General features: G+C 45.3%; 22 protein-coding genes. All 22 read right to left on the reverse strand.

Features of this window, described 5'->3' with window-relative positions; genetic code table 11:
• Nucleotides 1-114: 114 nt before the first annotated feature.
• On the reverse strand, nucleotides 115-993 hold the full coding sequence (locus tag V7Q13_RS07130) for a MerR family transcriptional regulator (RefSeq protein ID WP_333799992.1): 879 nt from the start codon (nucleotides 991-993) through the stop codon (nucleotides 115-117).
• Between the two features lie 150 nt (nucleotides 994-1,143).
• Nucleotides 1,144-2,331, reverse strand: coding sequence for a glycosyltransferase (locus V7Q13_RS07135; protein ID WP_333799993.1), 1,188 nt, complete (start codon nucleotides 2,329-2,331; stop codon nucleotides 1,144-1,146).
• Nucleotides 2,332-2,356: 25 nt separating this feature from the next.
• Entirely contained in the window at nucleotides 2,357-3,415 is a 1,059-nt protein-coding gene (locus tag V7Q13_RS07140; RefSeq protein WP_333799994.1) for an NAD-dependent epimerase, read from the reverse strand.
• Between the two features lie 141 nt (nucleotides 3,416-3,556).
• The gene (locus V7Q13_RS07145) at nucleotides 3,557-4,486 is read right to left on the reverse strand and encodes a GDP-L-fucose synthase family protein (protein WP_333799995.1); all 930 of its coding nucleotides are present in this window, start codon (nucleotides 4,484-4,486) and stop codon (nucleotides 3,557-3,559) included.
• Between the two features lie 15 nt (nucleotides 4,487-4,501).
• Nucleotides 4,502-5,665: a GDP-mannose 4,6-dehydratase gene (gmd, locus tag V7Q13_RS07150; RefSeq protein WP_333799996.1), complete on the reverse strand. Its 1,164-nt coding sequence runs from the start codon at nucleotides 5,663-5,665 to the stop codon at nucleotides 4,502-4,504.
• Nucleotides 5,652-6,404 carry a glycosyltransferase family 2 protein gene (locus V7Q13_RS07155; RefSeq protein ID WP_333799997.1) on the reverse strand — a complete coding sequence of 251 codons (753 nt, stop codon included), beginning with the start codon at nucleotides 6,402-6,404 and terminating at the stop codon, nucleotides 5,652-5,654. The genes gmd and V7Q13_RS07155 overlap by 14 nt, the downstream gene beginning before the upstream one ends.
• Nucleotides 6,405-6,417: 13 nt before the next feature.
• A complete protein-coding gene (locus V7Q13_RS07160; protein ID WP_333799998.1) occupies nucleotides 6,418-7,407 on the reverse strand; it encodes an NAD-dependent epimerase/dehydratase family protein in 990 nt (329 codons plus the stop codon).
• Between the two features lie 157 nt (nucleotides 7,408-7,564).
• Nucleotides 7,565-8,512, reverse strand: coding sequence for a hypothetical protein (locus tag V7Q13_RS07165; RefSeq protein ID WP_333799999.1), 948 nt, complete (start codon nucleotides 8,510-8,512; stop codon nucleotides 7,565-7,567).
• Nucleotide 8,513: 1 nt separating this feature from the next.
• Entirely contained in the window at nucleotides 8,514-9,206 is a 693-nt protein-coding gene (locus tag V7Q13_RS07170) for a hypothetical protein (protein ID WP_333800000.1), read from the reverse strand.
• On the reverse strand, nucleotides 9,203-10,318 hold the full coding sequence (locus tag V7Q13_RS07175) for a DegT/DnrJ/EryC1/StrS family aminotransferase (protein ID WP_333800001.1): 1,116 nt from the start codon (nucleotides 10,316-10,318) through the stop codon (nucleotides 9,203-9,205). The genes V7Q13_RS07170 and V7Q13_RS07175 overlap by 4 nt, the downstream gene beginning before the upstream one ends.
• Nucleotides 10,311-10,682: a sugar 3,4-ketoisomerase gene (locus V7Q13_RS07180; RefSeq protein ID WP_333800002.1), complete on the reverse strand. Its 372-nt coding sequence runs from the start codon at nucleotides 10,680-10,682 to the stop codon at nucleotides 10,311-10,313. Before V7Q13_RS07180 ends, V7Q13_RS07175 begins: the two co-directional genes overlap by 8 nt.
• 9 nt (nucleotides 10,683-10,691) lie before the next feature.
• Nucleotides 10,692-11,819: a glycosyltransferase family 4 protein gene (locus V7Q13_RS07185; protein WP_333800003.1), complete on the reverse strand. Its 1,128-nt coding sequence runs from the start codon at nucleotides 11,817-11,819 to the stop codon at nucleotides 10,692-10,694.
• On the reverse strand, nucleotides 11,816-12,952 hold the full coding sequence (locus V7Q13_RS07190; RefSeq protein WP_333800004.1) for a lipopolysaccharide biosynthesis protein: 1,137 nt from the start codon (nucleotides 12,950-12,952) through the stop codon (nucleotides 11,816-11,818). Before V7Q13_RS07190 ends, V7Q13_RS07185 begins: the two co-directional genes overlap by 4 nt.
• 265 nt (nucleotides 12,953-13,217) lie before the next feature.
• Nucleotides 13,218-14,288 (reverse strand): O-antigen ligase family protein, encoded by a 1,071-nt coding sequence (locus V7Q13_RS07195; RefSeq protein WP_333800005.1) that lies wholly within the window; start codon nucleotides 14,286-14,288, stop codon nucleotides 13,218-13,220.
• Between the two features lie 230 nt (nucleotides 14,289-14,518).
• Entirely contained in the window at nucleotides 14,519-15,316 is a 798-nt protein-coding gene (locus V7Q13_RS07200; RefSeq protein WP_333800006.1) for a hypothetical protein, read from the reverse strand.
• A 122-nt stretch (nucleotides 15,317-15,438) separates the two neighbouring features.
• Nucleotides 15,439-16,479: a Wzz/FepE/Etk N-terminal domain-containing protein gene (locus V7Q13_RS07205; protein WP_333800007.1), complete on the reverse strand. Its 1,041-nt coding sequence runs from the start codon at nucleotides 16,477-16,479 to the stop codon at nucleotides 15,439-15,441.
• A gap of 136 nt (nucleotides 16,480-16,615) precedes the next feature.
• Nucleotides 16,616-18,421 (reverse strand): asparagine synthase (glutamine-hydrolyzing), encoded by a 1,806-nt coding sequence (gene asnB, locus V7Q13_RS07210; RefSeq protein ID WP_333800008.1) that lies wholly within the window; start codon nucleotides 18,419-18,421, stop codon nucleotides 16,616-16,618.
• A gap of 23 nt (nucleotides 18,422-18,444) precedes the next feature.
• A complete protein-coding gene (locus V7Q13_RS07215) occupies nucleotides 18,445-20,892 on the reverse strand; it encodes an SLBB domain-containing protein (RefSeq protein WP_333800009.1) in 2,448 nt (815 codons plus the stop codon).
• 104 nt (nucleotides 20,893-20,996) lie between these two features.
• Nucleotides 20,997-22,070 carry a Gfo/Idh/MocA family protein gene (locus V7Q13_RS07220; RefSeq protein WP_333800010.1) on the reverse strand — a complete coding sequence of 358 codons (1,074 nt, stop codon included), beginning with the start codon at nucleotides 22,068-22,070 and terminating at the stop codon, nucleotides 20,997-20,999.
• 56 nt (nucleotides 22,071-22,126) lie between these two features.
• Nucleotides 22,127-22,984, reverse strand: coding sequence for a glucose-1-phosphate thymidylyltransferase RfbA (gene rfbA / locus V7Q13_RS07225; protein WP_333800011.1), 858 nt, complete (start codon nucleotides 22,982-22,984; stop codon nucleotides 22,127-22,129).
• A 20-nt stretch (nucleotides 22,985-23,004) separates the two neighbouring features.
• Entirely contained in the window at nucleotides 23,005-23,556 is a 552-nt protein-coding gene (rfbC, locus tag V7Q13_RS07230; protein WP_333800012.1) for a dTDP-4-dehydrorhamnose 3,5-epimerase, read from the reverse strand.
• Nucleotides 23,557-23,574: 18 nt separating this feature from the next.
• On the reverse strand, nucleotides 23,575-24,636 hold the full coding sequence (gene rfbB, locus V7Q13_RS07235; protein WP_333800013.1) for a dTDP-glucose 4,6-dehydratase: 1,062 nt from the start codon (nucleotides 24,634-24,636) through the stop codon (nucleotides 23,575-23,577).
• Nucleotides 24,637-24,814 lie beyond the last annotated feature (178 nt).

Here is a 24,814-nt window from a genome sequence, read left to right on the forward strand (position 1 = left end):
ATCTTTCCAAGTATTTTGTTTAAAAAATCAAAAAAAAGGTAAAACAAAACTGTTTTACCTTTTTCACATCCCTTGCAAGGGTTGCCAAAGTTGCCATCCGGTAAAAATAACCGGTTACAACATAGCTATGTATTCCATTACCTCAGATAGGGAGGTTTTGACTTGCACATTTGCCGGCAGCTTTTTCTTGTACGATTGGGTAAGCTGACCAGAAACAATAACCCTGCTTGCCGGCAGTTTTATGCTGATGGCTTGCAAAAACCGATCGAAATTGAAGTTGTTGGCTACCGATGTAAGATGCGTATAAATAAAATCGGGTTTTTTAATGTCAGCTACATAGGTTAGGTCTTTCAGCGGCACATTAGCCCCCAGGTACCAAACCTTTATCCCACGGCTCTTCAACAAGTAATAGATAAACAGCAGACCAAGTTCGTGGTGCTCCCCTTCTGGCAAAAAAAGCAGCAAGGCCTTGTCGCTTTGGAAATGTGAGCCGGTACTTTCAATGCCTACTATCAGTTTTTGGCGGATAATATTGGTAACCAAATGCTCCTGAGCAGGGTTAATATGGTTGGTAATCCACAGAATACCAATCTTTTCAAGAAAAGGAAAGATGATTTGGGTGATGGTTTTTTCAATACCACGTGCCATGATGAAATTCTCCAACGTCTCCTCAAATTCATCAATATTCAGCTCAATCATTGATTGAATCAGCTCGTTGATGATGCGTTCCTGCTGGGCCTGAACCTGCGACAGGGAAAGGATTTTTTCCCGCATTTCATCCTGATTCATCTTATCGATGTGCGAAATTTTGAACCCATACTTATTCAGCAGGGCCACATTCAATAAGGTTTTCAGTTCCTGATTGTTGTAGTAGCGAATGTTTGTATCCGTACGTTGCGGATTGAGAAACGTGTAGCGCTGTTCCCAAATCCGGATGGTATGGGCTTTGATGCCAGAAAGATTTTCTAAATCCTTGATTGTAAACGCATCCATGACAAAATGAATTTGATGGTCTGTCCGGAACACTATAGTTCCGGGCCGGTTGCCTCACTTTTACTTACCAAATACAAGGTAGCCCTTCAAATTGTTTTAAATTTCCAATATGAAGTTAAACACAAATATATACCGAGGCTGCGGGCTACGCTACATCTTCAGCAGACTTTTGTACAGCAAATTCAAATCTGCCACCTGACGTTCTTTTCGAAACTGTGCCTGGGCAAATGCCTCTCCAGCCTTACCCATGGCCAACCTTTGGGCATTATTGTTGAGTAACTGACTAATGGCATCACACAGGTGGCCCGCATCATGCTGCTTTACTGTAAGGCCGGTTTCTCCGTTTCTTACAATATCATCTATGCCACCAGCCTTGGTACTTACCACAGGCTTTCCTGCTGCCTGTGCTTCCATCAGCGATACCGGTGTGCCCTCATTGTGCGAAGTAAGCACTACCATATCCAGGCCGGCCATTGCTTTGTCAACTTCTGTAATCCATGAAGTAAAAATGAGGGTAGCCTTGCGGGGCTCCTCCGGAAAAAAAGTATAATCTATATCAAGGCGGTCGCATTGCTGTTGCAGTTTGCGGCGCAAATGTCCATCGCCCACAATAAAAAACCGGGCCTGCGGAAACTGGGGGTGCAGCTGCGCCACTACCTGCAAAAAAAGGTCGTGGTTTTTGATGGGCACAATCCGTCCCACAATGCCAATGGCCACTTCGTCTTCATCAAGCTTGTACCGGCTTCTGAAAAATGATCTTTTGCTGTCCTGCTGTTCGGTAAAAGCGTCGAGCTCAATGCCCAACGGAACTACATGTACTTTTTGCAATGGGCAAATACGGTATTGCGCTACTATTTGCTGTTGCTGCATGCTGCTGAGGGCAATGATGCGGGTCGTTTTCTTGGCCAGCCATCGCTCCATATACACAATAAACCGGCTAACAAAAGTAGAATAGTACCCATGAAACATGAGCCCGTGAAAAGTATGTACAAGCACAGGCACCCGCTCTGCAGCTGCGGCCAAACGGCCAATTAGCCCCGCTTTGGCAGTATGGGTATGTACAATATCGGGTTGAAAACGGCGCAGTACTTTGCGCAACTGACGGTAGGTTTTCCAGTCTTGCCAGAGATGAATGTTGCCACTGAAGCCTTGTATTCTTTCGTGCCTGATAGAGGGTAGATGCTCAGTAAGGTAGGCCGCTTCGAACTCATCTTTCTGACCACCACCGGTTATCAGCAGTAGTTCGTGCTCTTGTTGTAAATGGCGGGCCGCCTGCAATGTATCCATGGTGGTACCGCCTATCACCAGCCTGCCCAGTATGATTGCAATTTTTGCCATAAAGTATGCAGCAGGCAATGTACTACTACAAATGGATTTTATAATAGCGGAGGTACCAATCGACAAAATAGCCCACCCCTTCTGGCACAGAGACGGTGGGTTTATAGCCCACATCTTCCATCAACGATTGTACATCGGCAAAAGTGCGGGGCACATCGCCCGGCTGCAGGGGCAGCATGTTTTTAATGGCTTTTTTGCCCAGTTTGTTTTCGATGGCCTCGATGTATGCGGTGAGTTTTACCGGCGCATTGTTGCCAATGTTGTAAATACGGTATGGAGCTGAACTGCTATCCGATTCGGGATGAGCTGCATCCCAATCGGGGTTGGGTGTTGCAGGTTGTTGCAATACCCGCACCACGCCTTCTACAATATCGCCCACATAGGTAAAATCACGTTCCATATTGCCGTGGTTAAACACGTCGATGGGCTTGTTTTCTACAATGGCTTTGGTAAACAATGACAGCGCCATATCGGGCCGGCCCCAAGGGCCATACACGGTAAAAAAGCGAAGCCCTGTAGTTGGTATTTTGTACAAATGACTGTACACATGGGCCATCATTTCGTTGGCCTTTTTGCTGGCAGCATATAAGCTTACAGGATGATCGGCGGGCTGATCGGGCCGGAATGGAATGGATTCATTTAACCCGTACACACTACTGCTGCTGGCATATACCAGGTGCCCGATATTGTGGTGGCGGCAACACTCCAGTATGTTCATGAAGCCTACAATATTGGCATCAATATAATTGTACGGATGGGTGATGCTGTAACGAACACCGGCCTGTGCAGCCAGGTTGACCACGGCATCAAAAGCAAACTGCGCAAAGAGTTGTTGCAAAGGCTCCCGATCCTCCAGCTTCATTTGTATAAACTGAAAGGATGTATAGTGGCTACTGTGCAGCAGATCGCCGGAGTGTTCATGCCCAATGGCAATGCCCAGCTGCCGCAGCCGGTCGTGTTTGAGCTCAACCGGATAATAATCGTTGAGGCTATCCAGGCCCACCACTTCATGCCCGTCTTTGAGCAATCTTTCGGTAAGATGATAGCCAATAAAACCAGCCGCCCCGGTCACCAATACTTTCATAGATACAATTTGGTTATTCGACCAAATGCGGCCCAGCCAACATTAGCTACTATTCGGTTATCACCAGGCTAACGACTGCACATGAACGAAGTCGGCAAAAATACAACCTTGCCTTTTAGCGGCTGTAACAATGAGCACACGTTAACTTAAAACTGGCTTTACCAGTGCATACACCTCGCTGATGCCGTCGCGAAGTTCAATTTTATGTTTCCAACCCAAGGCGTGAATGCGGCTCACATCCAACAGTTTGCGGGGTGTGCCGTCGGGCTTGCTGGTATCAAATTCAAGTTGGCCTTCAAAGCCTACCACTTCTTTTACCATTTGCGCCAGCTCGGCAATGCTGAGGTCTTCGCCGGTGCCAATGTTGATGGGGCCTGGTTCATCAAAATGCAGCATCAGGTGCAAGCAGGCGGCTGCCAAATCATCGCTTTGCAAAAACTCCCGCTTGGGTGTGCCCGTGCCCCAAATGGTTACATGGGGTTGGCCAGTTACTTTGGCAGTGTGCATTTTGCGAATGAGTGCCGGTAGTACGTGGCTGTTTTGCAAATCGAAATTGTCGTTGGGCCCATACATATTGGTAGGCATGGCCGAAATAAAATGACAACCGTACTGCTGCCGATAGGCATCACACATTTTAATGCCCGCTATTTTGGCAATGGCGTAGGCATCGTTGGTAGGCTCCAGCGGGCCTGTCAGCAGGTATTCTTCTTTTATAGGTTGTGGACAAAGCTTGGGGTAAATACAGCTTGAACCGAGGAACAACAACTTTTTTACACCATGCACATAAGCCTGGTGAATGATGTTGTTTTGAATGGCCAGATTTTGGTACAAAAACTCGGCGGGGTAAGTGCTGTTGGCAATGATGCCACCCACTTTGGCTGCTGCTACAAATACATACTCCGGTTTTTCGGTGGCAAAAAATGCTGCCACTGCATCCTGCTGGCGCAGGTCTAATTCGGCAGATGTACGCAGCACCAAATTGCTGTAGCCATCTTCCTGTAGTTTTTTACAAATAGCCGAACCCACCAGCCCCCGATGACCGGCCACAAAAATTTTCGCTTGCTTTTCCATGCTGTTGGCGGCGGTTTATTCGTACTGATTTAACACCTGAAAGCCTTGGTCTTTCAGCAACTTTTCGCGGCGAAACAAAGCCAGATCGCTGGCTACCATTTCTTTTACCAATGCCGGCAAATCGTATTTGGGCTGCCAGCCGAGTTGCGTTTTGGCCTTGGTAGGGTCGCCAATCAGCAGGTCTACTTCGGTTGGGCGATAGTAAGCGGCATCAATAGCCACAACTACTGTACCGGGCTGCACTTTAATGTCGGGCGATGCTACGGCTTTCACCACTGCTTTTTCGTCGGCACCGCTGCCGCTGAATTCGAGTTCGATACCAGCTTCGGCAAATGCCATGCGTACAAACTCCCGAACGGTAGTGGTAATGCCGGTGGCCACCACATAATCTTCCGCTGTTTCTTGCTGCAGCATCAGGTACATGGCTTCTACATAATCTTTGGCATGGCCCCAGTCGCGTTGCGCTTCGAGGTTGCCCAAAAAGATTTTATCCTGCATGCCCAAGGCAATGCGGGCTACACCGCGGGTTATTTTGCGGGTTACAAAGGTTTCGCCCCGCAGCGGACTTTCGTGGTTGAACAGGATGCCATTCATGGCAAACATGCCGTAGGCTTCGCGGTAGTTTACCGTTATCCAGTAGGCATACAATTTTGCCACCGCATATGGTGAACGGGGATAGAAAGGCGTCCGCTCAGACTGGGGCACTTCCTGCACCAGACCGTAGAGTTCGCTGGTGCTGGCCTGATAAAACTTCGTTTTTTTGGTAAGGCCCAAAATGCGGATGGCTTCCAGAATACGCAGGGCGCCTATGGCGTCGGCATTGGCGGTGTACTCCGGTGTTTCAAAGCTCACTTTTACATGGCTTTGCGCAGCCAGATTATAAATTTCGTCGGGCTGCACTTCCTGTATTATCCGAATGAGGTTGGTGCTATCGGTAAGGTCGCCGTAATGCAGCTTAAACTGCACGTTAGATTCATGAGGATCCTGATAGAGATGGTCAATTCTATCGGTATTGAACATGGAGCTGCGGCGTTTTACGCCATGTACGTAGTAGCCTTTGCTGAGTAATAATTCGGCCAGATAAGCGCCGTCTTGCCCGGTGATGCCGGTGATGAGTGCTGTTTTCATGAGGTAGGCGGTAAGGTTATAATTACTTGTATGCTTTTCAAGGTTTTGCAAGATACTGTTTGAATTTGCGGGCTATTTTAAACCAGACTGTAAAGAAATATGGTTTCAAACCATTTACCCTCCAAGCTTCGTGATTTTCGAAAAAAGAACGCTTACGGTTGTTGACAGAATGGTTGGAATATCCGCCCATTCGCATTTTTACCAAAACATGTGGAATATAGCTGACTGTGAGCTGATGCTTAACGATTAGCCGAAGCATATACTCATAGTCCGAAGCAACGGGAAAACGCAGGTCGTACTTACCACATTGCTCCAACACACGACGGGAGACATAAAAAGTAGGATGTGGTGGCATCCATCCATAATAGAAGTCTTTGGCGGTACCCTTGCCCGATTTCCAATAGCGAACCACTTTGTTGGTATCAGTCTGATCTACATACACCAAATCGGCGTACACACAATCACATGCCTGATGAGAAAAAGCTTGAACAACCCGGCTTATGCTCTGCGTATCTGCCAGCAAATCATCGGAGTTTAATATGCCTATCACATCTCCTTTTGCCATGGCTAAGCCTTTGTTCATGGCGTCATAAATGCCTTTATCGGGCTCGGATATGGAAGTGGTTACAACATCGGCATACCGTTGTACAATGGCCATGGTATTGTCTGTTGAGCCTCCGTCTACCACTACGGATTCTATAAATGGATAATCCTGGTCACGAATGCTTTGCAGGGTATCGGCAATGGTTTGGCCACTATTGAAACAAACGGTAATTATGGATACAGTCATGTTTGATTCCTTGCTATTTACCGTTTTTTTGAACACTTTCTTTATACCAGGCTACCATTTTTGCCAATCCTTCTTGTGTGGTGTATTTTGGCTTGAAGCCGTCGGCAAAAATTTGTTGTGCCTGATGATAGGTTTGAGTACCATATTTTTTTACCCGGTGGCTGGAAATCGGCAGGTCTTTGCCCGACAATTTTATAAGCAGGTCAAATGGTTTGGCCATCATGAGCAGTAAGCCCATGGGAATACTTTTGGGCTTGGGCTTACCTAAAGCAGCGGCTATGGTAAGGCCAATTTCGGCGGTACGCAGGTGTGGCTGATCGGCGTAGTTGTAGATATGAATGCCGCTACCTTTAAATTGCATCAGGTACCATGTTACTTCTACCAGGTTTTTTACATAAGCTATGGATTTGATATTATCTCCTTTGCCTACGTTGAAGTATAATCCTTTGTTGATTTGATCAATCAACCGAAACATATTGGCCACATTGCCTTCGCCAAAAACGAGTGCCGGCCGAATTATGATGATGGTACGGCTCTCATCTTGCTGCCACCAGCGGCTAAGTACCTGCTCGGCCGCTAGCTTGGACGCTCCGTAATCATTGCTTGGATGGGGCAAGGTTTTATCGTTGGTAGGCGTTGCACTATCTCCATAAACAGCTACAGAAGAATAGAAAATGAACTTTTTGATACCATACTCACCTGCCAACTGACTTACCAAGGCAGTGCCATTTTCGTTAACTTCAAAATATTCTTCTTGTTCAATGCCAAAATCTTTGTGGGCTGCAGCCAGGTGCAACACACAATCGAAACGATGCTGCTCAAATATGGGCCGCATGTCGGTTTCGTTTCTTACATCTGCTTTTATATAAATGGTATTTGGTAGAATTTGCTGTGACGACTGAATATCGGCTACTACAAATTGCGTGTCAGGAAACATGGAAAGTATGTGTGTACCAATAAAACCTGCGCCACCTGTGAGCAATATAGAGTGCTTTGTTGCCATGAGTTTTTTATGATTCAATACAGGACGACCGTCTGAGTGTCATCTTTTCAGTTGCCCGATGCGGTAGAATTTGGGGCGTAAAGATAGGCAGCGACTCCATACAGCATCATCCCCTTTATGGGGTATGAATTATTTCTGCCTCTAATCTGACATGTCTTTATACTTCCACAAATTCATTAAACAGTTTGCCAGATACTTTTTGTACCAATCGCCTCAAACTTCCTGCTTTAAAATTCAGTGTTTGTACAATGCGGTTTTCGTAGCCATAGCCTTCAATTTGGTTGATGTACTGCTTATACAATGCCAGTACATCCGCTTTTATAGAGACAAAAAACTTAGCGGTATTGGTATGCCAGCTTGTTGCCCCTGTTTTCATTAACGAAGAAAAATGAAACACCACCAATGGTTTACCATTGGCCAAAAAAGTTCCGTTGCGCCGGGTAATGCGGATATTATTGAGGTTCCAAGGGGCTACATCGATACATTTATTCGTTACAATTTTTAGTGACGGGTACAGGCCCGGCCATTTGTCTAAAAAAATTTGATCGCTGAAAAAACTGTGTGGATAGCCCGGCATACCCGGGTACCAGCTTTCACAATCCTGCTTCCAGCTACGCAGGCATTTCAGACCTTCCTCATTTTTTACAAACCCATTGATGGCTACATTAAAGTGACCATAATGAGTGGCAATTAGCTGATGTAGCGGGTTGAAGTGATGTGAACAGATTAGTATGCTGTGTTCTCCCATTTCTTGCAGTAAAACATCGGCAGATTGCAAAAAATACAAGTCGGCATCGAGGTAAAAAAGGCGGGTGAGATTGGGCCTTGTTTCAAAAAGATACAGGCAGATATTGGGGGTGATGGAAAAGTAAAACTGTTTTTTATCGGCATACTTCAACACGTCGATATCGAAATACGTTTTATACTCCTGCAGACTGATGAGTTCTACCACAGGGTCGTTGCGTTTTTCCAATTCGGTATAAGCCTTATCATCCAGTGCCAATACTGTTATTGAAAACTCGGGGGTGTGGGCTTTTAAGGAATCGATGAGGGCTAAGCCCTTCGGTAAAAAACCACTATCGAAATAGGTACAGAAATGTAACATGCTAATCTTTTTTGTACAGCCAAAACACCGGTTTACCTTCTATCATATGAAAAGTAAGTTGAAAATACCGGGCTGCCAGCTTTCGGAATAATCCGAGTGACCGGTTGTAGCCACAAAAAGTCCGGGGGCGCCGTTGAAGTATGCTTTTCAGAAAAATATAAGCTTCTATAATTGCTGCTTTGGGGGTAAGCAATTGCGCAGGTACCATACAAATATGTTGCACCTTCAGCCGATGCAACCGGGCGAAAATTTGCTCCAGTTGTGCATCGGTAAGTTCTGTATCTATCCGGCCCAAATACACCACCGTACCGGGTGAAATTGCAGGGTCTTGGTTAGTAATATCCAGTTCAACAACTTCATCAAACACCTGCAATGCCTGCAGGCGCATCACCGATGGCGTAAAGTCTGACACCACCACACGAATGCCTGCAGTCTTTTTTACGTTGTACTCCACATAGGCCACGCCGCAACCAATTGAGTACATAACATTGGAATGTACCAATGCCATTTGGTTGGCCATCCATTTTGCTAAAGGCTTACTATTGGCAACACTTGGCAGCTGCTCATAAGCATCTATAGTGGTGGGTATATAGTAATCCGGCTCCGATTCATCAAGCCTTACACTATCCCAGTTATCCCGGGTGTTGATGGCTTTTACACCAGAATTAAAAAAACTGTAGTGCTTTAATTTCATGCCTGATGCTGATTGATAAAGCGGTTTACAAATTCAACTACAATGCGGGCTTCTTGCAAAGAGGTTCCAAAAGAAATGGGCAAACTCAATGTGGTGCTATGAATTTCTTCAGCAATGGGGCAGTATTGTCCGTCTAATATTCCCTTCATAGCTTTTTGAGCATGAGGGGCCACCGGGTAGTGTATTTCTGTTTTAATCCCGTTTTCTAACAAATAGCTTTTTAATGCGTCTCTTTTAGCAGTACGGATGTTGAAAATATGGTACACATCTATATAGCCCTCTTCTACCACCGGCAGTATAAGTGAGGGATGTAAATGTTTCAAATAAAATGCAGCCAGCAACTGTTTGTGCTGCGTAATAGCATTGAGGTGTTGCAGCTTGATGTTGAGAAAAGCGGCCTGCATTTCATCCAGCCTGGAGTTTACCCCTACTACTTCATTGTAATACTTGGTGCGGCTTCCGTAATTGCGCAGCATTTTTATAGCATCGGCTATTGTTGCATCGTTGGTAGTTACTGCACCAGCATCGCCCAGTGCGCCCAGGTTTTTTGTGGGGTAAAAACTAAAGCCACTGGCGTGCCCGAACGTGCCGGTCATTTGCCCGAAATAAGTAGCGCCATGTGCCTGTGCACAATCTTCCACCACGTATAAACCATGCTTATTGGCCAACTCCATGATGGGCTGCATATTGCAGCACTTACCATACAAATGCACTACAAGTATGGCTTTTGTATTTGGGGTTATGCTGGCTTCAATACAAGTGGGGTCAATATTGTAGGTTCTTATATCGGGGCTTACCAATACAGGTTTTAAACCCAGCTGCGTTACTGCCAGTATGGTAGCAATGTAGGTATTGGAAGGTACCAATACTTCTGAGCCGGGATGCAGGTTCAAGGCTTTCAGTGCCAGTATCAGTGCATCTAACCCATTGGCTACACCTACGCAGTGCTGTACGCCGCAATAGCTGGCAAACTGTTGCTCAAATTGCTGCACCTGCTGTCCCAATATGTACCACCCCGATTGAAGCAATGTATCAAACACCTGCCGGTACTCCGCCTCAAAAGGTTCGTTCACCTTTCTGAGATCTTCGTAGGGGATATGGAGATTACTCATAAGGCTCAAATATATAATCCTTGGGGTCGTAGTATTCAGAAGCCAGTACCATGAGTATGGCATCGGGCGAAAATTGATCCATCCAATGAAAATCTTCCGGTTCAATCATGAGGCAAACAGAAGGTTGATCGAGTATAAATTCTTGCACTGGCATACCCTTGCCCGATTGATTAGAAACCCTGCATGAACCTTTTATACAAATAGCTGCCTGACGGGTAAGATGATGCCGGTGCTTACCACGAACGGAACTATCGACCCCATAGATGTAAAAAATGCGTTTGATATCGAAAGGAAAAATTTTTTCGATGACCGTAAGGTTGCCCCTTGCATCGGTATTGGTAAGCAGCGAAATAAGGTGTGCCATGCAGCAAAATCAATTTTCTGATATAGCCGCAAATATCTGCGATGCCGCTTTTTCTGGTGTAAAATCTTTTACAATAGCCAGCGATGCCGCCCCCATAGCTTTTACATCGGCTTCGCCCGAAACGAACTTTTGCATGGCAGCGGCTAAATCATCTACATCGTTAGGATTGATAATATACCCATTGTGCCCATGCTGAACCAACTCCAGCGCACAGCCACAATGATGCGAAACAATGACCGGCTTTTCGCAGAGCATGGCCTCATTTACTACCAGGCCCCAGGTTTCTGACACACTCGGCAACACCAATACATCCGACGCTGCTAACACAGTTACCGCATCTGCTAAAGCCAATGCACCCATGAACTGTACATTTTGTATAGCATGCGTTTCACAATACGCTTTTAGCAATGGCTCCTGCACTCCACTGCCTACTATTTTTAGTACCCAGTTGCTCTTGAGTTGCGCAAAAGCTTGTAGCAGGGTAAAAAGGTTTTTTTCTTCAATTAACCTGCCTATAAAAATAAAACTGCGTTGAGCAGGTGGTAAAGCAGGGGCTTGTGCCTGTTGCCATTGCTGATACAATTGCCGCACTTGTTCATTATCTGTAGCCTGCAAGCGAATGGCAATTTTAGTGGCAGGTACGCCTAACGACATCAGGTATTGCCGATGCGCCTGCCCATAACAAATAACTGTAGCAGCCCTTCGTAGCAGCAATGCTTTCAACTTTTCTTTCCAAGGTTGCCGGGCACGGTCGTATGCTGTTGCATCTGCCACTATATGCAGGCGTTTGCCCAAGAGCGGCGACAGTATAATTGCCAACACATAAATGGGAAGATCGTAACCAAATACCATCACATCGGTAGCCTTAGAGGCCGTGAATATTTTGATACCGGCCAGCAGTTGTTTCCATTTTCCGGCCTGCTCAATTGCCCCCGGAAAGAGCACCTTATAAGGATATTGATGATACCTGTTATCTACTTCACCAATACCCTTTCTGCTTTCCATTGAATCGGCCACATGCACCACAAACAAACTACCCTTGTGCTTGCAAAGCTCCGCTGACAAATGGCCAAATACAACTCCTGTGTAATGGCTCCAAAGAATGTTATGAAAAATGAGCACTTCTTGTGGCTTCACGGTAACCCTCCATCTTTATGCATCAATGCCGATGCATTTCCAAATACAATTTTACGTGCAAAAAAAACAAGGCATCCGGTACGTATCAGTTCCATTACAAACAATATAATGGCGGCCGCTACATAGCCGTACGCAGGTATGAGCCATGCAAAAGAAAGCCATGCCATACCGCTGATGATCATGGTGATGCGAAATATCAACTTGGTTTGCTCACCCTGCACCAAAAAGTTTGTATACAGGTTTGACAAACTTTCCAGCACTTTATAGTAAAAAATGAAAGGCAACAACACAGCCACCTGCTGGTAAGATTCATCAATCAACCGGTACTTTACAGCAAGCACAACGGCAACCCAAAGGCCAACAAACAACAATGAAAAAGCGGCCAGCATGAGCAGGTAAACTTTCTTGGTTTGCTTGTAATTGCGTACTGCATTTTTTTCCTGATAAAATTTGGAAAACCACAGCAAATTGAAAGAACTGAAAATAAGATTGACTGGGGTGGTAAGAAAAATAGCAAGACTATACACCGCTACATCTCCAAACCCATGTGTTTTTTGGAGGTAATACTTATCTACAAAGCTGTACACAAAACCAACAAATACGCTACCCAGCATTGGTAAACCAATCTGTAAAGATTTGCGAAGTATTTGCCAGTCGATAACCGGCTTCATTTGCCTGATGAAATAAACTGTAAGCGGAGTAAAGACCAACACTGCGGACAAAGATTCAACCAACAACCGGTTGCTGATTTTATTGGTAGCCACATAGTATAACACCAATAATGAGCCAATACTCATAGCCAGCACTTTTACTAAATTGTACAACTGAAACTTGCCCGCTTTATTATCGGCCACCAGATAAGATTGAAGCATGATTTGCTGAATAAATGCAAATACATACAACACCACAAACCACCGGGATGCATGATATACCGTTTGCTCCACACCAATCTTTTGAAACAAAGCATCATCCAAACCAGACAACATTAATCCACCATATAACAATATAAAAACCGCAAACGTGAGCAGGTTAATGTTGAACAATAGCTTTTTTCGATCTGCCCCTTCGTAATCATAGTAAAGCTTCGCTTGAGCAGTATCCATACCCAGCTTTATGAAGTATGCAATATTCATGATAATGAATATCAAATATGAGAATGTGCCAAACTCATCTTTAGACATAAGCCTCAGGTACAGTGGCAAAAAAAGAAACATCGACCCCTTTGCCAGTACATCTAAAATAAATACTCCAAAAAACCTTTTTACAAAAGGGGAAGTGCTGATTTCCTGCCTCAGCTTTCCATGGAGTATTTCATTTTTTATTTTAGAGAGCATTCGTAGTATTCATTGAGCTAAAAGCAGATAATCATTTGCACAAGTGGCTTATATGCTGGCACGTTCAGGTATCAGAAATATGGTTTTGTACTGGCAATAGCTGCTGTTTTTTGAGCGTGTACTGATAATAAAAAACATGTGCAAAAGCAAAGCAATACCAAATTTCCGGCCCCATACTAAGGCTACCACTAATCATGCTGGAAATAAACCCGTAAAAAATAATGAGCGAAACAATATGAACATTGGTACGAAGCAGTACCGTTGCCAGTCTTAACCCGCTGATAAAATAGTACAGCATAAACAACAAGCCACCGAAAATGCCAAGCGCCATCAATGATTCCAGAATCATATTGTGGGGGTAAATTCTCAAAATACGTTCCTCCAAAAAATCGCCTGTAAGCGGTGATGATAAAAATTGTTTCCATGCATTGTTATACAGCATTAGTCGTTCAGCAGTACTATCATCTCTTTCTCCAATACCTATAAACCGCTCTAATACAAGGCCTACAATATCAACTATTCCAAAGTAATTCATAATTGCAGCAATGCCCAGCACTCCCATAGCTATTACCAGTAGTTTTTTTATAGCCCCCTTAGATACCAATCGCAACAATACCAGCAGCATGCTCAGTACAGCAAAAAGTATTGGTCCTTTTGAAAGTGTTGTTACAAGGTTTACGCCGCTTAATGCCGCAAGCAGTAAATAAAACCAGGCCGATTTAGCCGTTATCTGACCATTATAAACTTTTACAAAAATGAATACCAGTAAAAAAGCTGCAATCATTCCCGATGTAATCGGGTTTAATCTTTCATTGCCTTCAAACCGGAATCCACGTTCAATAATATAATCTGTAGGGGCCGTAATCACACTTATAAAAATCAGCGCATTCAAGCTAACCAGTATAACCAGCAGTGATTTATGAAAATGCCGCCACTTCCAAAATGCAACTTTAGTAAAACAACCAATGCTGGTAATAAAACTGAGCAAAATAGCAAAGTTGAAATACAATGCAGGGCTTGAGCCAAGTTCATCTGCACTCAATAAAGTATCATGTGCTATTCGAACACAATAAATACACCAGAAAAACAAGAACAGCAAAAAAGGCAATCCGTACAAGCCTTTCTTCCACTTCATATTCAGATGAATGGCTTTAAGCCCGAGTATGAGCACCCAGGTTCTGGCCAAAACAGATATGATATTTGAAGAAGGAAGCAAATACTTGCTCAGGAAAGTAGACAGCGGATAAGCAAAAAAAAGGGATAAAAAAAATATCGAAAAAAAAGCCTCTAATTGTTGGTTTTCTTCGGTTACTGCTACAGCCTTATATGTTGTATTGCCAATCAATTTTCTATTGTATTTGCCTATTAATTCAATTGCTTTTTTATCATTTGCCCATAGCTTATAATGGTATTAGACCAATGTTTGTCAAATGGAATAGTGCCTGCTTCTTTTTGTATTGCAACACTCCCCGTTTTAAAGTAATAATCATCAGCACCCCACCAAATAAAGCCATCAAAAGATAGCGGGGATGCTGCTGTTTTCATCCATTGAATGTGCCTTGCAAAAACGGTCTTTGGCAAAAGCTGCAAGCCAACATCCTGATTAGAAGGATGATAACGATGCCATATGAAAATATAGCACTGCTTTTGGTTTTCTTTTGCCATTGCAGCCATAGCCATGGCGTTTGCAGTGTAATAGGCTTTATTATTTGTTTGTGGTGTGTTGTCTGGATAATAATTGTATAAGCTTGGCAGTAATACATCCACAGCATTAATCAAAGGATCTATGCGTTTGTTTATGTTTAGCACTGTTGCGCTATCCCAATAACTGGTGAAAGGAATACCATAATAACCCCAACTGGCTTTGGGCCTTGCCTGCTTGCACAACTGTAACACTCGAAGGTATTTTGCTATAGTTTGCTGAAATGCTGTTGATTGTACATCTCCTTTTTCCAGCAAAGGAAAACCAGGATCTTCCCAATCAATTACTGCAATGCCCTGATAATTACTGTCAGGTATTTTACGATGTATAGCGTTGTGCAACATTACTTCGTCGGCTACGCCATCATCTTCTGGGTCAAAATCGGATGCATATAAAATCGGGATGGATTTTATATTTTGCTTTTTCTGAAATGCTTTTACTGCAGGAGGCAAATTTTCCATAGCCATTAGCAGCTTTTGTGCATGCGTGTATGTACAAAAGCTAACTGTGATGAAAAGCAGCAAAATTACCCGGCTAATATTATTCATGTTTAGGCCAATTGTGGCGCCATTTATTTTGGCAATTACAATTCTACCAGTTGTTTCCTTTCTGTTGCGCCTTGGGCACTAAGCAACAGTGAAAAATAAAAGAAAAACAAAGCACAAAGCGAGCCAATGATGCCGCCTGCCAGTCCATAAATTAAACGGCTTGGTTTTTTCTTTTTCAACGGATAAATGGGTACATCAATAATTTGTACTAAGGGCGTTTCTTTTGCTAAAGCATACTTGGCACCTTCCAGGTTTTTTAAAATTTCGCCATACGCAGCTGTCAGCACAGCCATATCGGTTTGCTTACGTTGTACGCCTGCCATTGGAGCCTGAAAGGTTGGATTCATATTTGCATCCATAATAGCCGCTCTGGCAGCAATAGAACCATATAAAACAGTTCTGATAGAGTCCGCTTTCTTTTGCAGAAGCGCCACATTATTTCTGCTTCTGGATGTTTTACTGTCTACATAAAAACGCGAAATTTCTGCCATCAGGTTCTCCGTAAATTCTTTCGAAAACTTTTCATTGCCGGCCGTTACCTGAATTTCTATGATGCTGAGTTTTTTATCGATTTTACCCACATATAAACCGCCCTCAGCCAATCCTTTGTAAATCACACCCAACAGGCTGTCCTGCTCTCTGGAATAGGTATTGCGAGGCTGTTGCAGTGTGTAGACCGGTCTTTTCTTTTTACCTTCTTCGGGGCTTTGCTGCAAATAATATTCTACCAGTGGCAGCTGCTTACCGTTGTGTTCAGTAGCAGTCAGCAATGCCCCTTCAATAATTCTGCGAGACTTTACCAGTTCTATAATATTTTCTCCGGCAAACACTCCGCCGGGCGAACCTAAGTCTAACCCGAAAGATGCTGCCAAACTTCCAAAATTGTTGGCAATGCCATTGTCTTCGTCAACCGAGAACGTAAGCCGTGAAGTGTAATTGGGTTTTGCAAACCAGGCTAACAGAATGGCCAGTATACCTACCAGTATGCCTGATAGGACAATCCAATACCAGCGCTTAAGTAAGTACCCGAATGAAGGCCCGAGCAGTAGGCTAAATTTTTGAATCAGTGATTGCATATTATATAATTATCGACTTTGCTGTTGACATGCATGTGCTGAAGATTTACCGAATTTGCTCCGGCTTTTGAAACAAAAATGATGTATTTGTATCGGTCTAGAGCTTTTGACTGGTAAAAACTATACAGCATACCGACTACTCAAATGTAACATCAAAAGCTTCAGCCCACAGTTGTACACTAAGCAGTCGCCAGCGCATAGCTACAGATAAATGTTGTAAAGAAGCACCCGACAACAATTTCAATCCCCTTTTTCGTAAAATTTCCGGGTTCAGCCACTGCCTTGTAATGTCATCATCAATTGCCGGTGGCTCAAACCCAATCTTGCCTTTCCGCCATGCAATGGCGGCTGGCACGTTGGCTTGCATGGCTTTACGCAAAATATATTTCGACCACCCATGGTGCAGCTTTTGCTGATGAGGCAATTGAAGTGCCCACTCAACCAGTCGGTAATCCAGATAGGGTAAACGTGTTTCAATTGAAAATGCCATGGAATTTCTGTCTTCGTGCCTGAGCAATGCAGGCAGGTTGCCTGATACGATATCAAATTGTTGAAATGCCTGTACCGATTGTTTAATGGCATTGTCCATTTGTTGCATATTATGGTTGGTTACCTGTTGCAATGCTGCTTCAGAAAACACCGATGACCAACGATTTATTTGCCGGGCTGCTTTTCGCAAAGGATAGACATGATACCAACCAATTTTGGCCAGTAAAGCAGCAGGAAGGGAAAATCGACCGGCACTTTGAGTAGCAATTTTAAAAGCCCCCAGCAAAGATTGTTGCCGCATAACTACGCCCAAATGGATGGGATATCCGAGAAACAATTCATCAGCACCCTGACCGTCTATGAGCACTTTAAATCCAGCTCGATGCGCCAGTTGCATCACTGTATATTGCATTACTACACTTAAAGATTGTATGGGTTCTTCCTGTGCGGCTACAACGGAAGGTATTGCTGCTTTGTATTCATTAATGCCCGGTATAATGCTGTTTAGTTGTATGCCACAATGGTTTGCCAGTAATCGGGCATACGGAAGTTCATTGGTTTGAGCTTCGCTTGTGCCGGCAGAAAACGCTGTAAAATTTGGTGCCTGTTTCGATTTAACAAAGGCCGAAGCGATTGATGTAATGTAACTGCTATCGAGTCCTCCACTCAGTGTACTTCCTATAGCCACATCGCTTCTCAACCTTAGTTCCACCGAGTGCTGCATTAGTGATTGGAGTTCACTAACAGCTTCCTCCATGCAAAGCTCCGATTGCTGATTGCTACCGAGTACATAATACTGAATTAGCTCTACTGCTCCTGTTTGTACCTGCACAGTCAGAGATTGCCCGCCATCAAGCTTGTAATATTTTGAAAAAAAGGTATGGTGTAAAGGTTCTGCCTTTTCCTGTACCAAATAGTTCATCAATACCTGAGCGTTGGCTACAGGCGATTGGTGGGGTGCCAACAATGCGGAAACAGAAGAACAAAACAAGAATTGCCCGTTTCGTTCGGTATAATACAATGGTTTCTCTCCAAACCTGTCTCTGCTTAAAAAAACCTCTTTGCGTGAAGCATCATAAATAGCCAGTGCCCACATGCCATTGAAGCGTTGCACACAATCTTTGCCCCACATATGGTAGGCTGCCAGTATTACCTCTGTATCTGATTGTGTGGTAAAAACAATACCCAGCTGTTGCAGTTCGCTGCGCAGCTCTATGTAGTTGTAAATTTCACCGTTGTAGGTAATGGTGAGCCCAAAGCGGGTCATGGGTTGTGCTGCTGCATTGCTCAGATCAATGATAGACAGACGACGATGACCAAAACCAACTGCACCTTCTACAAAAAAACCTTCGCCATCTGGCCCCCGGTGGGCTATGGCATCAGTCATTTTCTTCAACTCTTCCTGCAATACAGGCCGGCTCTTGAAATCTATTATTCCGGCTATTCCGCACATGCCTGCTGCTTTTGTTGTTCAACCTATTTAAACGCATTGATTACAGTAACGACCAGTGTAGCCAGTGTAGCACCAATAGAAGAGAGTGCTATCCATTCGCCGGTAGATAAACCCTTTTTGCCATCCTTGTCTTTTGAAGGAATAAATACTTCGCTCCGTGGCGTTACCTCCGGATAGGTTTTGATGAACAAGAAACGTTTCACCGATTTGGCACGGCCGTCGGGGTAAATAACGAATGTTTTTGTTTTGCGGCTGTTGCTGGTAAAATTGCCCGACCGCTTTACATAGTAATGTGCGGAAGCACCTTCTTCAAAAGGTAATAAACCGGGGCGGTACACTTCGCCACTTACCCTTACCAGGTTTGAGGCACGGGCTATTTCTATTACATCGCCATTTTCCAATATCAGGTCTTCCGGGCCACCGGGATTGCTTTTTATTTTTTCGACATTGACACTCAAAAAATCAATATCGTTCAGGTATTTACGCCGCAGCTCAGGATCGGCCAGCAGGCTGTCTCTGTTTACCATCAGCAGCCGCTCTACTGTTTTTTCCCGCTCTTCATTGCCGAGGCTATAATTAGCCAAGCGCCGAATGCTTATGGAGCTGCTATCTGCACTACCCCTAAAACCGCCAGCCCGGTTGATAATTTGAGAAATGGTTTCTTTTGAACTTTCTAAGGGGTAAATGCCCGGGGTAATTATCTGCCCCATTACATATACGGCACGTTGCTTTTCATATCCGCCCTTGGCTCTTACAGAAATTACATCGAATGGCTGTAGCACTACATTATCGCCGCCTTTATCCAACCCTGCTTTTAAGTCAATTTTAATGACTTCCGCCTGGCGGTATTCATCAGACGAAACATCTACCATGGCCATTCTTCGCGAAATTTCGATGGAGGCCGGATCGGCGCCATCAGCAAAGCCACCGCTCAGCAGCAAGGCATCTTTAATGGTAAGACTTTCCCGGAACTGAAACTTGCCGGGCAGCCGCACCATACCCTGCACCTCTACAGTTTGGGCATCTTTTAAATCGAAGATGCTGGAGATGGTTACAATGTCTTCTTTTACAAGTGCTACCAGCTCTTTGCCTGCTGCCACATTGCCCACATGAAATGAAACACTGGCGGCAGTCTGATCTTCTTTCAGGCGGGCTATAATGCCGCGGCCCATAAAGGCATCGGGCTTTATACCACCAGCCTTGGCCATGAGCTCACTAAGCTGCATGCCGGGTTTTAACTCATAATCGCCGGGGCGGTACACAGCTCCGCGTATACTTACCCGGTTATTGTATTTGGCAAGTGCTTTTGCTACTATAAATGCATCGCCTGACTTAGGGGTGAACGATGCAAAATCAGTAGCCGGCACATCGGCCAGTATTCTACCTGTATCCGTTATCCGGATAACCTTGATAGCGGAGCGGTAGGCACTGTCGGAAAATCCACCGCTGTAGGTAAACAGCTGGTCGATATTTTCATTGGGCAGCAGTTCGAATTTTCCGGCACGGCGTACTTCGCCCTCCATCACTACACGGCTGCTATAGTAGGGTATACGTACTATATCCTGATCTTGCAACAGCACATTGTCTTTTCTATCTCCCCGCAGCAAATAGCTGTATAAATCTACTTTGCGGTACACTTTGTCGCCCCGTATCAGTTCTATCTGCCGGAAGCTGCCTTCATTAGATGGTCCGCCGCACAAGTACAGCAGGTTGAACAAGGTAGTGAGTGAGCTCACTGTATAATTGCCCGGCTTAGAAGCCTGGCCCATTACGGCTACCTGTATGCTTCTGATGCTGCCCAGGGTAACACTTACTTTGGTTTGACCGCTTTTAATGGCTTTATAAATAGTAGCGGCCATCCGGCTTTTAATTTTTGCCCCCGCATCGTCTACACTCAAACCGGCTACTTGTATGGGCCCCACATTGGCAATGTAGATGGCGCCTTCGGCATTTACTTTTAAACTGTAGGCTTGCTCACTATAGCCAAATACCTGAATGAGCAATTCATCGCCGGGCCCGAGGGTATAGCCCGTGGGGGTGGCTATTTTATAGTTGGGCTCAAACACATTGCTGGCCTCACTAAACAGCTCGGCACCAAAAATGCTGCTGTCACGCTTTAGTTGCTGCATGGCGGCACGGGCCATGCCTGGCATTATCTGGCGTTCGGTATTGGAGCCAATGGATGCTGGTGGTTTGGTGCTGGTGGTTTTACCCAAATTAAGCTCACTTATACGAGCCCTCAGCTTGGCTATCTGCACTTCGGGCATACCCCGCTGCACCGCCAGTGTGTAAAGTTGTTCTTCAGTAAGGCCGCTGGAAATAGCTTTGTTGTAAAAGGTTTTTATCTCTTCGTCTGCTATGGCAGACACTTCAATATTGCGCAGGTTTTCTGCGTTGAGTGTTTGAGCTATACCATTGGCAGCAATCAGCAATTGCCAGGTGAGCAGCAAGAAAAAGCCAGTTAGTTTCATGTGGGTGTATCAAACGAAAAAAATAAGCAATTATGTATGCAACCAGCTGAAAAGCAAGCATCTTAAACAGCGTTGCACCATTTTCCAACCGGGCAAATATAGCATTAATGCCCAAGCGGTTGCTGTAGTGTGTTGAAGCCGGGCACCAGCGAAGTGAAGCTGCGGCCGGCCATGCAATAAATATTTTCGATAACGGCTACGGCAGCGGCAGCTTCGGCACTAGTGTTGAGCATTTGGCCGTGTCCGTTTTGCAACAATACTCCTGCCAAAGCCTCGTACACTTCGGGGTGATTGCTCATGCTGCCCGTATAGTTGCCGTACTGGTTGGGCGGATTGCCGGCAGGTAAGCCCGAAATGGGTTCACCTTCCAGTTGCTGATAATCCAATTCATTCAGGTATTGGCCACCAATTTTGATGGTCCCTTTTTCACCAAAAATAGTGATGGAACCCTCCATATTTTGGCGGTAAGCATTTACTGTATAATGTATGCTGCCCAACGCTCCGCAGGCAAACTTGCCGGAAACAATGCCGGTATCTTCGAACTCAATAATGCCTTGGTGCTGCAGGTTGGCCAGTTGTACATGGGCTGGCTCAAAAGGGCCAAAAAACCAAACCAGCAGATCTATAAAATGGCTGAACTGGGTGTACAATGTACCTCCGTCGAGCTCCAGACTTCCTTTCCAGGAGTGTTCGTAATAGCTGGCAGGGCGGTTCCAAAAGCAATTGAGCTGCACACTTAAAATGCGCCCCAGCTTGTTTTCACTCAGCAATTCTTTTACAGCTTTTACCGGAGGGTTGTATCTGTTTTGCTTTACAACCCACAGGTTTTTGCCGTGCAAGGCAGCGGTTTCCATCATGGCTTCCGAGTCTTTCAGGGTAAAAGCCATTGGTTTTTCGCAAAGCACATGGCAGCCGTGCTGCAAACTATGAATACTGTGAATGGGGTGCAACCCATTGGGTGAGCAAACTGCTACTACATCGAGCTGGCCTTCCATGGCTTGCAGCATCTGTTCGTGGTGGGCAAATGCCCGGGCTCCGTAGCTGGCAGCAAGCGAGAGTGCACGTGGCTCGTCGATATCGCATACGGCCATTAATTCACCATGCTGCTGCATGATACTGGCATGGCGGGCTGCAATTCTCCCGCAGCCAATCAGGCCAAAATGAAGGGTTTTGCTCATAGGGGGTACGCGTAGAGTAAACAAATGTAAGGGCTTTGACGGCACTAAAAGCTACGCTATTTCAGGCGAAGCAGGTATTGTCCGTAGCCGCTTTTGGCCAGTTGATTGCCCAGTAAATCAAGCTGCTGGCGGTTGATAAAACCTCTGCGCCAGGCTATTTCTTCTATACAACCAATTTTAAGGCCCTGTCGTTTTTCTATTACCCGTACAAACTCGGTGGCATCGTGCAGGCTGTCGAAAGTGCCTGTATCTAGCCAGGCTGTACCACGGTCCATAACCCCAACTTTTAAAGTGCCTTGGCGCAGGTATTCGTTGTTTACGTCGGTTATTTCGTATTCGCCACGGGGTGAGGGCTTGATGTTGGCGGCTATGTTCACCACATCATTATCGTAGAAATACAAACCGGGAACTGCATAATTGCTTTTGGGTTGCTGTGGCTTTTCTTCAATGCTGATGGCGTTGAAATCTGCATCAAACTCTACCACGCCATAGCGTTCGGGATCGCTTACTTCGTAGGCAAATACAGCGGCGCCATTTACATCGGTAAATGAACTGACCAGTGTACTGAGCTTACTGCCATAAAAAATATTATCGCCCAAAATGAGGCACACTTTATCGCTGCCAATAAACTCTTTGCCAATCACAAAAGCTTGTGCCAGGCCATTGGGTACTTCCTGTGCGGCGTACTCAAAGCGGCAGCCTACCTGGCTACCGTCGCCGAGCAGCCGCTGAAACTGCGCCTGATCTTCAGGCGTGGTAATGATTAAGATTTCATGAATGCCGGCTAACATGAGAATGCTGAGCGGATAGTAAATCATCGGCTTGTCGTACACGGGCATAAGCTGCTTGCTGATGCCCCGGGTAATGGGGTGAAGCCTGGTGCCGGAGCCGCCGGCCAATATTATCCCTTTCATAACCTTGCTTTTTGTGGTGTTTATAATTCGGCCAGGTATTGCTGCCAGCTTTGCGCCTCCTTGTCTTTTGCTGAAAGGATGGCGGTAGCAGGGTCAATCTTCCATTGAATATTCAGTGTGGGGTCGAATGGATGAATGCCCGACTCCGAGGCCTTGTTGTAATAATTATCGCATTTATAAAAGAAGACTGCTTTTTCTGTAAGTACAGAAAAGCCGTGGGCAAAACCACGGGGTACAAACAGCTGGTACTCGTTGCTTTCATCGAGCTCTACCGAAAAAGACAAGCCGTAAGATGGGCTGTCGGGGCGTAGGTCTACCGCTACATCGAGCACTTTACCCAGCAGTACCCTTACCAGTTTTGCCTGTGCAAATTCGCCCCGCTGAAAATGTAAGCCCCGCACCACACCGTAGCCCGAAGCCGACTGATTGTCTTGTACAAATTGCCCTTCCCAACCTGTGAGGTTCGAAAATTTCCGGTGGTTAAACGATTCCAGAAAGTACCCTCTTTCATCACCAATAATGGTGTTTTTGATGAGCCAGCAATCTTTCAGCGGAGTTTCAATCAGTTCCATGCGTTGTTCAAATCTGCGTTATCTGTTTTTGTACTGTGTGTCGTAGTATTTCATGTACTCACCGCTGGTTACATTATTGAGCCACTCGCTGTTGCTCAGGTACCAGTCAATGGTTTGGCTGAGGCCTTCTTCAAATGTAACGCTGGGATACCAACCCAATTCTTTGTTGATTTTGCTGGCATCAATGGCATAGCGGCGGTCGTGGCCGGGCCGGTCTTTTACATAGGTAATCAGCTGCTCGCTGGTGCCGGGTGTACGGCCCAAGCGCTGGTCCATTTGCTGGCACAGCAGTTTCACCAGGTCTATGTTCTTCCACTCGTTGAAGCCGCCAATATTATAGGTATGGTGCTGCCTGCCTTGGTGAAACACCAAATCAATGGCAGTGGCATGATCTTTTACAAACAACCAGTCACGGGTGTAGCCGCCATCGCCATATACTGGCAGCGGTTTGTTGTGAATGATGTTGTTGATGAATAGCGGAATCAGTTTTTCGGGAAAATGATTGGGCCCGTAGTTGTTGCTGCAGTTAGAAATCACCGTGGGCAAGCCGTACGTATCGCCGTAGGCCCGCACAAAATGATCGCTGCTGGCCTTGCTGGCACTGTATGGCGAATGCGGATCGTAGCGGGTGTCTTCGGTAAAAAAGCCTGTGTCACCCAAAGCGCCATATACTTCATCGGTGCTTACATGGTAAAAACGCTTTCCTTCAAAAGCATTGGCCCATTGTTTTTTGGCAGCCTCCAACAGGTTTACTGTGCCAATTACATTGGTGTACACAAAATCTAACGGACTAAGTATGCTGCGGTCTACATGGCTTTCGGCAGCCAGGTGAATCACATCGGTTACGCCGTATTCGGTAAAGCATTGCTGCAAAGCCGCTGCATCCAGAATATTGATTTGTGCAAACACATAATTGGCGGCCTGCTCAATGTCTTTCAGGTTTTCGAGATTGCCTGCATAAGTGAGTGCATCCAAATTAATGATACGGTAATGAGGATATTTATTGACAAACAGCCGAACTACATGGCTGCCTATAAAACCAGCTCCGCCGGTGATGATGATACTTTTTTGGTATTGCATAAATTAGAAAGGTTTGCAAACATACAATTAAACGCAGGTAGTGCAGAAATGAACAGCGCCGCCTCCGGCTATTTACCGACACTAAATTACTTGCCGTTGCTGCTAATTTACATGAGAGTAGGCAGGCCGTTATCTCCTATCATTGCTTACATTAGTCCATCTTATCAAATTGCCTGCT

This window comes from Phnomibacter sp., assembly GCF_036803085.1.
GTDB lineage: Bacteria > Bacteroidota > Bacteroidia > Chitinophagales > Chitinophagaceae > Phnomibacter.